The following is a 14518-nucleotide window of genomic DNA, read 5'->3' as shown; positions in this document are numbered from 1 at the left end:
CCTGCTCAGGCGTGTTCGCGGAAGGCGCGGTACAGATCCTTCCACTCACTGCGTTCCTTCACCACCGTCTCCAGGTATTCCTTCCACACCAGCGCGTCCTGCACCGGGTCCTTGACGATGGTGCCGATCATGCCAGCGGCCATGTCCGCCGGGCGCAGCACGCCATCGCCGAAGTGGCCGGCCAGCGCCATGCCATTGTTGATGACCGAGATGGCCTCGGCGGTGGACAGCGTAGCGGTCGGGCTCTTCAGCTTCGACTTGCCATCCTCGGTGACGCCGTTGCGCAGCTCGCGGAAGATACGCACCACGCGCGCCACTTCCTGCAGCGCCGGCGGCTCGGCCGGCAGGTCCAGCGCCGTACCCAGTTCACCCACGCGCTTGAGCACGATGGCCACTTCGTCTTCCTCGCGGGACGGCACCGGCAGGATGACCGTGTTGAAGCGGCGCTTGAGTGCGCTCGACAGCTCGTTGACGCCCTTGTCGCGGTTGTTGGCCGTGGCGATCACGCTGAAGCCGCGCACGGCCTGCACTTCGCTGCCCAGCTCGGGCACCGGCAGGGTCTTTTCCGAAAGCACGGTGATCAGCGCATCCTGCACGTCGGCAGGAATGCGGGTGAGTTCCTCGATGCGGGCGATCTTGCCCAGGCGCATCGCGTTCATCATCGGGCTGGGCACCAGGGCCTTTTCGCTGGGGCCGTTGGCCAGCAGCTGCGCATAATTCCAGCCGTAGCGGATCTGCTCTTCGCTGGTGCCGGCGGTGCCCTGCACCAGCAGGGTCGAATCACCGCTGATGGCCGCGGTCATGTGCTCGGACACCCAGGATTTGGCCGTGCCCGGCACGCCGAACAGCAGCAGCGCGCGGTCGGTGGCGATGGTGGCCACGGCGATTTCCATCAGCCGGCGGTCACCGATGTACTTGGGGCTGACCACGAAGCCGTTGTCCAGCGTGCCACCCACCAGATAGGTGACGACCGCCCACGGCGACATCGTCCAGTTGGCCGGGCGCTGGCGGTTGTCCTGGCGGCGCAGCTCCTCCAGTTCCTCGGCGTATTGGTGTTCGGCGTGCTGGCGCAGGACGGCAGTGGTCATGGTGGCTCCGTGTGTAAGGGGTTCGATCAGAAGGGGGAATACAGGGCCTGGCGCAGGGCCAGCAGCGCACGCGCCTGTTGCGCGCAGTGCAGCATCGCGTCGGTGGCCGTGGCCGGCGGCTCGGCGATCTGCACGCCGGCCAGCGTGGACGGATGCAGCACCGCCAGCAGTTCCAGCAGGCGGTCGCGCAGCAGGTAGTCGTAGCGCAGGCGTTCATCGCCGAACAGTGCGCCCACGCTGGGGGCCAGCGCCTGCGAATAGGCCGCACTCAACGACTGTGCCGCGCCGGTGCTGTCCAGCACATCATCGAGCACGCCCTGTGCGATCAGGTCCTGCAGCTTGGCCGGCCAGTACCGCTCGCGCTGCGCCGCAGGCAGCAACGCCAGCAGCTCGCTCTTGCGCGCATGGGTTTCCTTCAGCGCGACCAGCGCTTCCACCCACTCCGGTTCGCTGGCATCCACGCGCTCCAGCCACGCGCGCAGCAACGCCTGGTACCAGTCGCCCTCGCGCGCCCAGGCCACGACCTCGGCGGCCGGCTTTTCCAGCGTGCGGCACCACCAGGCCAGCGGCAGCTGGCGCGCCAGCTGGTACAGCCACCAGGCCCGCTCGCCCAGCACTTCGCCGTTGGGCCGCTTGCCGTCGATCGCCGCTTCGGCCCAGCCCGGGTCAAGCGTGGCCGGCGCCTCCAGCGTCCACGCCAGGCGACGCAGCAGGCCGCTGCGCGACTGCTGCAGCAACGCCGCCATCTGCGCCTGCAGGTATGCCGCGTGCGCCGAGTCGGGCAGTCGCGCCAGCATCGGCCCGGCCAGCGCGCGCACCTCGCGGCTGCGGTCCTTCAACAAGGCCTGCAACAGCGGCGCATCGTCCGCGCCCAGGCCCGCCTGCAGCGCGGCCACGAACGCGGCACGCTCGCGTGCGGGCAGTTCCTTCAGGCTGTCCTGCAACCGCGTACGCGCCGCCGCTACATCCTCCAGGCGCTGCTGCTGGAACACGGCCAGGCGTGCCTCGCTGCTGCCCTCGTTCCAGACCTGCTCGACCTCCTCCGCGCTGGCCTGCGCTTCCAGCGGTGCAGACGCATAGCGCCACTCCGGATTGCAGGCCGCCAGCCAGTAACCGCGCACCCCCAGCACCGCACGCAGCGCCTCGCGCAGCACGGCCAGGCGCGCGCCTGCCTCCAGCGCCTGTGGCAGCACCGCCACCGGCAGGTGCCGGCCGTGCGCGGCCAGCTGCGCGCAGGCCTGCAGCCGCAGCCGCTTGCCCCAAGGCGAGAACTGGCCGGGCTGGAACACCGTGGCCAGCAACGCAACCCACGGGTGGTCGGCCGCCAGCTGCAGCGGGTCATCCGCCACTGGTGGCGGCACGCTCACCGCTGCGGCCGTGCGCACGGCGGCGCGCTCGCAGGCGGCCAGCACGCCCACTTGGCGGCTGTAGGCCAATGCCGGTTCGTCCGCATCGGCTACCGCCTGCAGCAGCACATCCAGCGCGCCACCCACGGCAATCACCTGCGGGCGGTCAATGCCCAGCAACGCCGGCTTCAACCAGGCCTGGTTCATGCGGCACTCCTTTCCCAGCGCTCGTCGCGCGCATTCCATGCCGACAGTGGCAACAGCACCTGGCCGTCCCACTCACCCATCACGCACACCGGATGGCCACCGGCAAACGCCATCAACGCCCACGCCTGCAGGCCCGGCAGCTGCAGCGGCAGCGCGCCTTCGGCATGCTGCAGCCAGCACTGCGTGCCGTCATGGGCGATGTGGACGTCCTGCAGGCGCATCGGCACCTGCGGCAACCAGGGGTTGCGCGCGTACGCCTGCGAGGCCGCGTCGAAGGTATCGGTGCGGGGCGTGGTGGTTTCAGCGCGGGCCGCTTCGAATTCGCTCACCAAAGCACGCAGCGGCACACTACCGGCATGGAAATGCAGCCGCGCCGCATGCACGCTGCCAGTGCGCCATTGTTCCTGCCAGCCGCGACCGCCGTGGCTGAAATCCTGCACCAGCGCACTGCGCCCGCTGTCCAGCCCATGCAGCCAGACGCGGCGCTCGACCAGGTTGCCCGGCTGTTCCAGCAGCCATTGCCCCTGCACGTGCCAGCGGTCGTGCACCGCCTCGCCATCGCGCTGCACCGCCTCGCGGTCTACCGGCCAGCCCAGCGCGGCGCGCAGGTCGGCCAGTCGCGCCGGTTCGTACTGCGCACGGCGTGCCACGGCCTGGGTCAGCAGCTGCAGCAGCCCCAGCCGCGCGCCCAGTTCGCCCAGGCCAGCCAGGCCCGGTATGCCCTCGCCCAGCGCAGCCTCCAGCTGGCTGGCCAGCCCCGGCGCCTGCGCATCAATCATGCGCGCGACCATGGTCTGGCCCTGCGCGTGGAAATCGGCGGGCAGGTTGGCCAGGCCATGGCGGAACTGATCGGCAATCCAGCGCTGCAGCTCGGCTGCACCGGCTTCGATGCGGCCCCAGCGCACCTGCTCGCGCTTGGCGGTAGCCGCGGCCTGCGCCTGCGCATCCGGGGGCGGCGCAACAGCGGCCGCCTCCACGGCAGCCTCCTTGCGCGCGGCGCGGTCGCGGCGTCCGTTCAGCCATTCGTCCACCCACGCCGGTCGCGCCTGTGGCACGCAGCGCGGGTTGCCGGCGGCATACAACAGCAGCAGGGCCAGCCCGTGCTTGCAGGGAAATTTGCGGCTGGGGCAGGAACACCGGCTGACCAGCGCGGCCAGGTCCACCTGGGTCTGGTAGGGCTTGGAACCGCTGCCCTGGCATTCGCCCCACAGCGCCTCGTCATCGGCACCCAGCAGGCCCCATTTGCCATCGATGGCCAGGCCGCCGCCGGCCTTGGCCGACGCCGCATCCGGCGCAAGCGCGAGTACCTGCTCGCGCGTGAGTCGTACTTCCATATGCGTACCCACTTCAGATCGACCCATCATAGCGAAGGCGGATGACAATGACTGTGGCAACGATCATCACGCACGGGCGTATCACCACGCGAGACCGGCCGCCATCATCCCCTTCGCTGGCGCGGCCGGCCGAATTTCATCCGCAGGCGACGGTAGCCGATCACCACGCCAGTCGCGCACAGCCCCGTACCCGCGACGCTCAGCAGCAACAGCACGCCCAGCCGCGTGTTCTCCTGCCGTAGCATGCCCGGCAGGTCCCAGCTGTGCAGGAAGTAGAACAGCCAGCGGCCGACGCGTTCGCGATGGCCCAGGATCAGCAACGGATCGCCGGTGGCCAGATCGATGTACACCCGCGTGGCGTGTTCATCGCCGAAGTCGGCCACCGCCACCGGGAAGCGCCGCACCGCCGCACCGTTCATCGCCTCAGGCGCGCGGGGATAGAACCAGGCATCCGGTGTATGCAGGATCGTGAATGCACGCAGCGGTGCGGTGCCCAACACCGGTGCACGCTGCTGCAGCCACGCCACCGGCAGTTGCTTCGCAAGCTGCAGCTGCCCATCTACGCGCGAGACGATGCGCGTACCGCCCTGCCCGTCCAGCAGCACCGCAAACAGCTGGCCATCGATACGCCGCCACTGGATCTCCACCGGCGCAAACCCCGCCCGTGCCGCGGAGGCCAGCAACGCCTGCGGCTGGGCCAGCGCATCATCCAGCGCCACCACCGCACCGCGATAACGCTCGGCATTCGTCGCATCCGCCGGGCTGCTGAACACCTGCAGCGGATTCATCGACATCAGCCCGCTGAAGATCCAGGTGAACACGAAGGCCGCAGCACACAATCCGATCAGATGGTGCCAGCGCATCCACGACTCCACGTACGGCGTCTTCGCACCGGAACGATAGTGCCCACGGAAACGCCAGCGCCATACGCCCACCACGATGCCGCTGATCGCCGCCACCGTGCACAGTGCGGACAGCACGATCACCACCCACGTCCACACCGGGTCGACCGACTGCATGCGCAGGAAGTACAGCCAGTGCAGCCAGGCGCCCACATAGTTCCAGCGCTGCTGCACATGCGGGGCGTCCAGCACCACTTCACCGGTACGCGAGGACACATACAGGTCGCCCGGCTGCGCGCCGCCCACCTCCACCCGATACAGCGGCCGATGCGCGTCCAGTGCACGCGAATGCGTCCAACGATCCTCATTCACGCGCATCGCACCCACGAAGGCCTGGCCGCCCGCGAACTGCGCAGCGGATGCTTCGGCGCGCTGTGCCGACACCGGCAGCAGCGCCTGGCCGGTCACGGCAGACCAGGCGCCCACGTTGCTGCCACTTCGCACCACATAGGCAGGCGCTCCACGCAGCGTGGTCAACGCCACAGCCTCCGGCTCGGCCTGCACGGCGGCAGGCAGTACCGACAGCCCCTGCAGGTCGCGGGCCTCATCCAGCACCGGCAACGCCGCCAGCCGCTCGTCGGGCGTCAGCTTCGGGTAGCCAATGAACAGCATCACCATGCCGCTGACGAACCACAGCAGCATCAGCAGGCATCCGCCGATGCCCAGCCAGCGATGCACCAAGTAGGTCCAGCGCTTGGCGGTGGATCGCAGCGTCATCGCCAGCGCCCTCAGAAGCGATGGTCGACGGTGAATTCGACGCGCCGGTCCGCACCCAGCAGCCACTGCGTGCTGGTGTAGTACGCGGTGGCGTAGTACGCCTTGTCGAACACGTTGAACAACCGCGCGGACAGCTGAGTGCGCGGTGCCGCCTGCCAGGTCAGGGCGAGGTCGGTGGTGCTGTAACCGGGCAACTCCAGCGTGTTGGCATTATCGGCGTAGCGCTTGCCGACGTAACGCACGCCACCCGCCGCACTCCAGTCCGGTGCGAACTGCCAGCTCAGCCACACGCTGGCCAGGCGCTCGGCCACGTTCGGCGGCACGTTGCCGTCGCGCGATACCAGCACCGCCGGCGAACCCGTGGTTTCCAGGAAGTCCTCGAACTCGGCCTTCAGCACCGTCGCGTTGGCATCGAGCGACCAGCGCGGCGCGAAGTTCCAGTTCAACGACGCTTCAATACCGCGCGAGGTCTGCGCGCCCACCTGCACGCGGCGATCCGGCACCAGCGGATCGCGGCTGAGCAGCCCGGTCTTGCGGATGCGGTATGCCGCCAGCGTCCACTCGCCACCGTCGAAGGCCTGCTTCAGGCCAACCTCGATCTGCCGGCCCTTGGCCAGGTCAAAGGCGCCGTTGGCCGGGCTGATCATCAGCAGGCCACTGACCGGGTCCGCCGCCTGCGAATACTGCGCATACAGGCTCAGCGTCGGCTGCAGCGCGAGTACCGTACCCGCACGCCAGCCTGTGCTGCTGTAGGTCTTCGAGAACGCATTCTGGCCACTGATCAGATCGGTACGATCGATGCGCGCGCGGTCGTGGCGCAGGCCACCCAGCACCGACCAGCGCTCGCTCAGCGCCAGCCGGTCTTCCACGAACAGCGCGTACTGCTCGGCAAGGTTGCGGTAGCGCGGCAGGTTCGGCGCGTCGCTGGCGAACTGGCCCGGGACAGGATCGAACGGATCGACCGGGCCCGAGCTGCCGGCATAGGTGTTGTTGGTGTGCTTGAAGTGCGCGCGGTTCGCGTCCAGGCCCACCGCGAAGCTGTTCTGCAGGCCACCCGCCATTCCCTGCACGCGCAGCGTCGAGGTCAGTCCGGTCTGGTCTTGGTTGTGGGTGATCTCGGTATTGCCAGAGCGATCGATCAGGCCGGTAGCGCGGTTGTAGACATAGGCCTCGGCATTGCGCCAATCGCGCTGGCTGTCGATCTGGTAGACGCGCGTGCGCCATTCCACGTTTGCGTTCGGTGTCCACAGTGCATCGAGCTGGGTCCAGCGGTCGCGGAAGCGGATCTCGCTGTCGTCCACGTTGTAGTTGCGGTGGCGCAGCGCCTCCAGCTGGCGGCCCTCGACCAGCGGCGTGCCGAAGTAGCGCATCGGTTGCTGGTAGCCCTGCGCATGGGTGAGCGTCAGCTGCAGATCCGCACGTGGCTGCCACAGCAACGCACCGGAGAAAGTCGCGTCGCTGTTGCGTCCACGATCAACCCAGCCACCGCTGTAGTTGCCGCTCACATCAACCCGATAGGCCAGCTCAGGCGTCAGCGCGCCACCACTGCCGAAGCCCAGCCGCGCGGTGTCCTCGCTGCCCACGGTCATGCTGATCTGGTTCTCGATGGCGCCGCGCGTGGGCTTCTTCGGCACGATGTTGATCACGCCGCCGATCGCCCCGTCGCCATGGATCACCGAGGCCGGGCCGCGCAGCACTTCGATGCGCTCGATCGACCAGGTATCGAACGGGAACGTGATGCCCACGCCGCCGTACTGGCGCAGCCCATCGTACAGCCGCATCACCGAGGCACCGTCGGTGAAGCCGCGGCTGGACAGCGCACTCAGGCCATTGCCCGGATGCGGCATGGCACTGATCGCACCCGCCCGGCTGATCGCATCGTTGAGGTTGCTGTCGCCGCGCTGCTCCAGCTGCTCGCGCGAAATTACCGTCAGGCTGGCCGGTGTCTGCAACACGCTCAGGCCCAACGCAGAGCCCGCGCTGGCGGTGGACGACAGTTCACCGCTGCGGGTATCGACCACCCGCACGGTATCCAGCGTGGTCGGTGGGGCCGCGTCAGCGGCAAGTACGGGGGTGGTGTGCAGGAGCAACGCGCACAGGACAGGCAGCGTCGCCCGGCGCAGGCGCGCGGAGTTGGGGTTCGTTTTCATTTTTTCACGGCATGCAAGGCCACCCCGCAATGGCAGGGCAGCAATCAGAAAGGGACAGACACGCGCGTGCGGGCACCGGCCGTGGCCGGCAACCTCATGGAAGAACGTTCAATGCAGCGCGCGTGCGGCTCAGGCGGCCATCAAGGCCGGCGGCCCACGCGCGCCCAATGTGCCGCTGATCCGTTGCGGCAACGCCCGCACCGCGCCGCGCAGTGCGCGGCACACCGGTGCCATCGGCGCCAACAGCAGCACGGCCGCCACCAGCAGGGTGATCAGCCGTGCAGCGATCAGGCAGTAATCGCAGTCCACGCCCATCTCATGATCGGCATGTGGATCGGCGGGCGGCTTCTTCGTGGCCCCGCCGTGCGGCATCGCCATCGCGTGATGGTCGTGGTGCCCTTCCATCGCGTGCTGTGCATGCTCTGCGTGCATCGCATGGTCCATGGCTGCCACCGGCGCAGCGGCAGCCACGTGACCATGCGCCAGCCAGCGGCTTACCAGCGGGGCGAGCAGCACCAGCAGCATGGCAAGCCATGCCAGGGCCTGGAACCGGCGGTGGAGAGCAGAACGGCGCACGCCGCCATTCTACGGGGCCATGGCCAACCTTGGACCCCGTTCAGGGTTTGGCCCCTGCGACACGGTGACGCAGGGGTTCGCCTCCAGCGGCGACATGTGAATGCAACGCACCGCGGTCCCTGCGCTTGCAGGCCCCGCCTCGCCAACGTTAGGGTTCAGATGGCCACGGCAAGGAGCCAGAGGGATCGGCATGACCACCCGAATCACACACCGGCTGCGCATCAGCCTGCTCGGCCTGACCGCGCTGCTTGCCGCCTGCGCCGACAAGGGGCCGCCCCCACCGCCAGAGCCGCTGGAACTCTCACAGCCCATCGCCGTGGACACGCCCGGCCAGCAGGTGCAGTTCGAGTTCGAAACCACGGCGCGCAATTTTGCCAGCTACCTTACATATGCGGTGGAGCTGGATCTGCAGCACCTCTCCCCATCGCCAGATGCTGCTTCTCCGCGCGACCTGCACATTCCTTTACGCGTCGGACTTCAGCAATGGTCCGGCGGCACGTGGCAGTCGCTGGCAAGCCCCGACGCCTACCAGATCGCACAGTCGCAATCTGGCCAGCCACTGCCAGACTGGCACCGCGATGCGGGACTGAACTACGCTCAGACCCAACGAGGCAGCGACGGGGCCTATCGACTCCATGTCGCGCTGCTGCCGTTGCAGGCGCGACGTCGCTACCGCGTCCAGATCAGCACGGTTGAAGACATCGCACCGCTTCGTGGCGCAAGCGCCAGGATGCTGATTCACGAATCCCGTCCGCTCGCCAAGTAGCACAGCGCCTTGGCACGCCCTAAAGAAACAGCGCAGCGCACCCGCATCAACTCACGTACTGCGCCTGACCGTTCCCGAACGACCAGTTCTCCTTCTTCACTTCCACCAGATTGATGAACACGTCTTCGCGGCGGATGCCCACCGCCGCATGCAGGCCGTCGGCGATGCCCAGGTACAACGCCTTCTTCTGCTCCAGCGTGCGCCCTTCGTTCCAGGTGATCTGGATGCAGATGAAGTCATCGGTACGGTCCACGCCCAGGTAGCCGGGGTCGTAGATCAGCGTGCCGGGCGCGTGTTCCTGGAAGATCTGGAAACGGTCGTTTTCCGGCACGCCCACCGCGCGCATGGCCTGGTAGATGGTTTCGCCGACGCGTTGCAGGTAGTCGGCGGATTTACCTTTGCGAAGATCGATGCGGGCGAGCGGCATGGTGGTACTCCGGGGTGGATGGGCACGGCAATGGGCTGAGACTACGCCTGCCCAAGGCGGTGGGACAGCACAGGGATGGAACCCTCTGGCTCCATGCGTGGCATGGTCCCGCCTCCGCCGCGCGGGGTGACGCGATTGCCGTGGTGGCTCCGCTGTGGAGTCGTCTCGTGCACGGTCGGCAGGTGCGGCGATGTGCGCCATCAGTGATGGGCCGCACTACTCGCGGGTGCTGGACTGCACACATTGGGAAACATCTGGCCTGCCTAGGGACAGTTGAGAATTTTCCTTACAGACCGATGTGATTGCCCGGCTTGAAGATCGCCGCGCCGAGGCAAGACGCCTTGGCCGGGATTGGCGTCTCGAATAAACAAACAAGATTTAGGGGCTGCAGGAACAATCGCAGCAGAGAGAATGCACCGACTGCCTTCAATGGCGGCCGGTGCGTGGGGATCGCCAGATCCGCCAGGCATTCTTCTCCCCTGAAGCTTGTTTGCCTTGGTACGCCAACCCGCACCGTCCGCCACCTTCACTCCTGAAGGTGGCCCTACGCCAGTGAGGGTTTCGCCATGACCAACCGCACCGCCGTCCATCCCCGCCTGCACACCCTGATCGGCGACGTCGCAACCGATGTGCCGGAAGACCTCGCACGCGAGATCGAGTGCGCCCTGAACGCACAGAATTTGCCCGCGCAGCTGCCCACTTTCTTCGCCCGTCTCAATGCGATCAACCATGCTGACGGCGATGACGGACAGCCATGCATCAGCCTCACCCTCGGCGCCAGCAATCACGCTTCGTTGCGCCGCTCGCTATCCGGGCTCGGCGCATTGCTCGATCTGCTGCAGGCCGCCGATCATGCGCGCAACGAAGGCGGCCCGGACGAACAGTTGGGCGCCTTCCATATCGACGGACTGATCGTGGCCGCACGACAGCTGGTGCGCGAGGCGCATCATTGCCTCTTCAGCGGCGATGCCTGACCGGCCCGGATGTGCTGCCGCTACAATCGCGCAGGGAGCGCAGGAGACCGCAATGGACGCCGAACACCTGGAGTACTTCAAGGCCGCACTGGAAGGCCGCGCAACCGTGGGCTGGAACGTCTGGTTCGCGGCCAACCAACACGCGCTGGCGCAACAGCTGAGCCGCCCTGCACTGCTGCGCTTGAAGTTCAGCACACTGGATGAAGCCGAACGCCTGCTCGCCGAAGCCGGCATCGTGCCCCGCAGCACAGCGGGCAAGCGCTACGAAATGTACTGCGCGCAGTTCTCGGCGGACGTGGTGGACGCGAACGGTCGCCCGCTACCGGCCATCTGGCGCGCGGCGCACGGCGGTGCCATCGGCCTGCTGGCCGATGGCGAGCAGGAGGCCGGCCAGGCGAAGCTGCTCGCGGAGTTCCGCCGCGTCCGCAAGCGCGGGCTGCAACAGGCCAACGAATGGTTGGCCGATCTGTGCTTTGAAGCAGAGATGGAGCTGACCAGCGGCAATGCCGAGGTGGGCCGGACTCTGCTGGCGGTGGTGGTGCAGGCCGGCAGCGGCCACGACCTGCTGGATGCTACGGCGATGATCGCGCGCGAGCTGCTGGAGCGGCACGGCTGAAAGGGTGTGCGCTTCCGGCTGATCCTGCTGGATCGCAGGCAACAAAAAAGCCCCCATTGCTGGAGGCTTTTTTCGTTCTGCAACATGGTGGGCGGTACAGGGATCGAACCTGTGACCCTTGCCGTGTGAAGGCAATGCTCTACCGCTGAGCTAACCGCCCGGTGTGTTGCTGAGCCGCTCATTATAGGGGCTTTTCAGAGGCCGTCAACAGTTTTTCACAGTCGTGTTCACGGGCATTTCGGGGCACGCAGCCGGGCATGACCCGACGCTACCGGAATCACATCGTATGGGTCGGTTTGTCCGAACCGGTCAGCCCGGCCAGCAGGGTCTCGATCTTGTGGCGTACGCCCTCGCCTTCAGCACCGTCGGCCAGCTGCACGCCGATGCCGGCGGTACGGTTGCCCTGCGCGCCGGCCGGGGTCACCCAGATCACCTTGCCAGCCACCGGCAGGCGCTCGCTGGAATCGGGCAGCGTCAGCAGCAGGAACACCTCGTCGCCCAGGAAGTAGCGCTTGGGCGTGGGCACGAAGATGCCGCCATTCTTCACGAACGGCATGTACGCGCTGTACAGCGCGGCTTTGTCCTTCACAGCCAGGGACAGGATGCCCTGGCGGGCGTTGCTGGCACTCATCGATTTCCCCTTGCGGCAGGCCGCTCGTTCACCTTGTTCCAGGCCAGCAGCAACTCGACCACCGCAAGGTCTGCACGCACCGTGGTGCGCAGCAGGTCGCGGGTGCGGTTGGCCGCATCGAACCAGGCTGCAAGCTTGTGCAATCGCTCCGGCGTGGTCAAGGCATCGGTGCTGGCCTGGGCCAGCGCCAGGTCGGCAGCGAAGCGCAGGCGCAGCGCCGCGTTGTCATCACCACACCACTTCTGCGCCAGCTCCACCGCGCCGGTCTTGCCGGCGGCCAGCTGTTCCAGATCTCGACCAACTTCGCGGCGCAGGCTCAGGCCGTCTTCGCGCAGCCAGTTGTCGGCCTGGCCGGGATGGCCGCGGGCGGCCTCCAGCGCTTCGCGCGCCGATGCTTCACTGTGGCCCAGCTGCTGCAGCCAGGCCAGTGCTTCGTGCTGCGGCGGCAGCTTGAATTCCAGTCGCTGGCAACGGCTGCGGATGGTCTGCGGCAGGCGTGCCGGGTCGCTGCTGATCAGCCACAGGTAGCGGCCGGGCTGCGGCTCTTCCAGGGTCTTCAGCAGCGCATTGGCCGCCGAGCGGTTGATCGCATCGGCCGGATCGACGATCACCACCTGCGCCACGCCGTACTGCGGGGTCAGCGCCAGCTTGTCGGTGATCTCGCGCACCTGCTCGATGACGATCTCGGTACGCAGCTTGTCGCCGCTCTTGTTCGGAATGAAGCTGACCAGCTGCAGGTCCGGATGGGTGCCGGCGGCGATCAGCTGGCGCGTACGCGTGGCGTGCGTTGCATCACCCTGCGCCAGCACGTGGTCGGCCAGCGCCAGCGCGACCTCGCGCTTGCCCAGCCCGGCCGGGCCGCAGATCAGCAGGCCATGACCGAGGCGACCGGCGTCGAGCGCAGCCACGGTCTGGTCGAACGCGCGCTGCTGCCACGGCGAAAACGTGCTCATGCGCCCTCCCCGTCCTGCAGCCAACGCTCGATACGTGCGACCACATCGGCGGCCACGCGTTCCTGCACCTGGCCGGCGTCGATCAGCGCGAAGCGCTGCGGGTCCTGCTGTGCGCGGCTGCGGAACACGGCGCGCACGCGCTGGAAGAAATCGTCCTGCTCGCTCTCGATGCGGTCCGGCCACAGGTCGCGGCCATTGGCGCGTGCGCGACCGACCGCTACGTCCACATCCAGCAGCAGGGTCAGGCCCGGCAGCAGGCCGACCGCGCGGCGCTCCAGGTCGGCAATCCACTGCGGGTCAAGCCCGCGGCCACCGCCCTGGTAGGCGTAGCTGGAATCGGTGAAGCGATCGCTCAGCACGTAGGCGCCGCGCTGCAGCGCCGGCCGGATCACCTGGCGCACATGCTGCGCGCGCGCGGCGAATACCAGCAGCAGCTCGGCTTCGGCGCTGAGCGGTTCGGCGGCGATCTCGGCATCGGGCTTCAGCACCAGGCCGCGGATGCGCTCGGCCAGCGGCGTACCGCCCGGCTCGCGGGTCAGTACCACCTCGTGGCCGTGGCGTCGCAGGCAGTCACGGATGGCATTGATGGCGGTGGTCTTGCCTGCGCCCTCGCCGCCTTCCAGGCTGACGAAACGCGGGTGGCGAAGCAGCGCGGGACTCATTGCGCCGGGGTCTCCTGGGTACGTTGCTGGCGCAGCTGCTGCAGGTAGCGGGCTACGGCGGCGTTGTGCTGGTCCAGGCTGGGCGAGAACACGTGCGCGCCGCTGCCGTCGCCCGCGGCGACGAAGTACAGCGCATCACCGGCGGCCGGCTGCGCCGCGGCCATCAGCGCGTCGCGACTGGGCATGGCGATCGGGGTCGGGGTCAGGCCGGCACGGGTATAGGTGTTGTACGGCGTATCGGTGGTCAGGTCGCGGCGGCGGATGTTGCCGTCATACGCGGCACCGATGCCGTAGATCACGGTCGGGTCGGTCTGCAGGCGCATGCCGATCTTCAGGCGGCGCATGAACACGCCGGCGATCTGCGGGCGCTCGCTGGCCAGCGCGGTTTCCTTCTCGATGATCGACGCCAGCGTCAGCAGTTCGTAGGGCGTGTTGATCGGCAGGTCCGGCGCGCGGCTTTCCCAGGCTTCGTCCAGCGCCTTTTCCATTGCGGCGTGGGCGCGCTTGAGCACGTCCAGATCACTGTCGCCACGCTGGTAAACGTAGGTCTCCGGCAGGAAGCGGCCTTCCGGGTGCTGGCCACCGAAGCCAAGGCGCTGCATCAACGCGGCGTCATCCAGGGTATCGGTGGTGTGCAGCAGCGGCTCGGCGCGCTTGAGTGCGGCACGCAGCTGGCGGATGTTCCAGCCCTCGACAATGGTGACGCGGTGCTGCAGCACCTTGCCGGCGCGCATGCGCAGCAACAGCTCGCGCGGGGTCAGCTCGCCACTGAGCGCGTACTCGCCCACCTTCAGCTTGCCGGCCGCATCGAGCTGGCGCGCCAGCAGTTGCCACTGGGTGTCCTGGCCCTCGTCCACGCCGGCATCGCGCAGCTTGCGCAGCACGCTGTTCATGCCATCGCCGCTGGCGATGACCACGCTCTCGGCGGTCGGGGTGATCGGGGCGTCGGCGAAGCGGGTCTGCTGGTAGAAGAACCACGCGCCCGCGCCGGCCACGACGGCGGCCAGCACCACCACCAGCGTTACCACGAACAGACACCCGCGCTTGGCTCGCGCCATGGACTACCTCTGAACTCGATTCCGTCGTGCAGGATACCGTGCCGATGGATTGGGGTCATGACCGGGGTGGCGCCTGCGTGCCGACCAACGGTCGATCAGTAGATCCACGCC

At 67.9% G+C, this 14518-nt stretch carries 14 protein-coding genes and 1 tRNA gene; 3 read left to right on the top strand and 12 right to left on the bottom strand.

The window, feature by feature from the left end; all coding sequences use genetic code 11:
• Positions 1 to 5 precede the first annotated feature (5 nt).
• From AC5P8F_RS00295 to AC5P8F_RS00270, 6 genes are all read right to left on the bottom strand, one after another.
• Entirely contained in the window at positions 6 to 1088 is a 1083-nt protein-coding gene (locus tag AC5P8F_RS00295) for an ATP-binding protein (RefSeq protein WP_495227525.1), read from the bottom strand.
• A 26-nt stretch (positions 1089 to 1114) separates the two neighbouring features.
• Entirely contained in the window at positions 1115 to 2641 is a 1527-nt protein-coding gene (locus AC5P8F_RS00290) for a DUF5691 domain-containing protein (protein ID WP_495227524.1), read from the bottom strand.
• Positions 2638 to 3975, bottom strand: a complete 1338-nt coding sequence (locus AC5P8F_RS00285) for an SWIM zinc finger family protein (RefSeq protein ID WP_495227523.1) — start codon at positions 3973 to 3975, stop codon at positions 2638 to 2640. The genes AC5P8F_RS00290 and AC5P8F_RS00285 overlap by 4 nt, the downstream gene beginning before the upstream one ends.
• A gap of 104 nt (positions 3976 to 4079) precedes the next feature.
• Positions 4080 to 5594, bottom strand: coding sequence for a PepSY domain-containing protein (locus AC5P8F_RS00280; RefSeq protein ID WP_495227522.1), 1515 nt, complete (start codon positions 5592 to 5594; stop codon positions 4080 to 4082).
• 11 nt (positions 5595 to 5605) lie between these two features.
• Complete coding sequence (locus AC5P8F_RS00275; RefSeq protein WP_495227521.1) at positions 5606 to 7744, bottom strand: TonB-dependent receptor; 2139 nt, start codon at positions 7742 to 7744, stop codon at positions 5606 to 5608.
• A 129-nt stretch (positions 7745 to 7873) separates the two neighbouring features.
• Positions 7874 to 8269, bottom strand: a complete 396-nt coding sequence (locus AC5P8F_RS00270; protein ID WP_057495159.1) for a DUF2946 family protein — start codon at positions 8267 to 8269, stop codon at positions 7874 to 7876.
• Between the two features lie 241 nt (positions 8270 to 8510).
• On the opposite strand from AC5P8F_RS00270, the gene AC5P8F_RS00265 reads away from it, so the two are divergent.
• Positions 8511 to 9086 carry a hypothetical protein gene (locus AC5P8F_RS00265; protein WP_111205525.1) on the top strand — a complete coding sequence of 192 codons (576 nt, stop codon included), beginning with the start codon at positions 8511 to 8513 and terminating at the stop codon, positions 9084 to 9086.
• Between the two features lie 46 nt (positions 9087 to 9132).
• Here AC5P8F_RS00265 and AC5P8F_RS00260 read toward each other — a convergent pair whose 3' ends face one another.
• Positions 9133 to 9513: a tautomerase family protein gene (locus AC5P8F_RS00260; protein ID WP_074726395.1), complete on the bottom strand. Its 381-nt coding sequence runs from the start codon at positions 9511 to 9513 to the stop codon at positions 9133 to 9135.
• A gap of 566 nt (positions 9514 to 10079) precedes the next feature.
• Here AC5P8F_RS00260 and AC5P8F_RS00255 point away from each other — a divergent pair.
• Positions 10080 to 10487 (top strand): hypothetical protein, encoded by a 408-nt coding sequence (locus AC5P8F_RS00255; protein WP_111205524.1) that lies wholly within the window; start codon positions 10080 to 10082, stop codon positions 10485 to 10487.
• Between the two features lie 52 nt (positions 10488 to 10539).
• On the top strand, positions 10540 to 11103 hold the full coding sequence (locus tag AC5P8F_RS00250) for a hypothetical protein (protein ID WP_111205523.1): 564 nt from the start codon (positions 10540 to 10542) through the stop codon (positions 11101 to 11103).
• 85 nt (positions 11104 to 11188) lie between these two features.
• Here AC5P8F_RS00250 and AC5P8F_RS00245 read toward each other — a convergent pair.
• The 5 genes from AC5P8F_RS00245 to mltG form a co-directional block, all read right to left on the bottom strand.
• Positions 11189 to 11263 (bottom strand) — tRNA-Val (locus tag AC5P8F_RS00245).
• Between the two features lie 117 nt (positions 11264 to 11380).
• Entirely contained in the window at positions 11381 to 11734 is a 354-nt protein-coding gene (locus tag AC5P8F_RS00240; protein WP_005412452.1) for a PilZ domain-containing protein, read from the bottom strand.
• Positions 11731 to 12687: a DNA polymerase III subunit delta' gene (locus AC5P8F_RS00235; protein WP_046429215.1), complete on the bottom strand. Its 957-nt coding sequence runs from the start codon at positions 12685 to 12687 to the stop codon at positions 11731 to 11733. The genes AC5P8F_RS00240 and AC5P8F_RS00235 overlap by 4 nt, the downstream gene beginning before the upstream one ends.
• On the bottom strand, positions 12684 to 13349 hold the full coding sequence (tmk, locus tag AC5P8F_RS00230) for a dTMP kinase (RefSeq protein ID WP_329890386.1): 666 nt from the start codon (positions 13347 to 13349) through the stop codon (positions 12684 to 12686). Before tmk ends, AC5P8F_RS00235 begins: the two co-directional genes overlap by 4 nt.
• Positions 13346 to 14407 (bottom strand): endolytic transglycosylase MltG, encoded by a 1062-nt coding sequence (mltG, locus tag AC5P8F_RS00225; protein ID WP_495227520.1) that lies wholly within the window; start codon positions 14405 to 14407, stop codon positions 13346 to 13348. Before mltG ends, tmk begins: the two co-directional genes overlap by 4 nt.
• Positions 14408 to 14518 lie beyond the last annotated feature (111 nt).

The sequence above is a fragment of the Stenotrophomonas sp. YJH_SMC_69 genome (assembly GCF_059370495.1).
The sequence above is the reverse complement of the archived record's forward strand: the minus strand, read 5'-3'. Positions and strand labels throughout refer to the sequence as shown.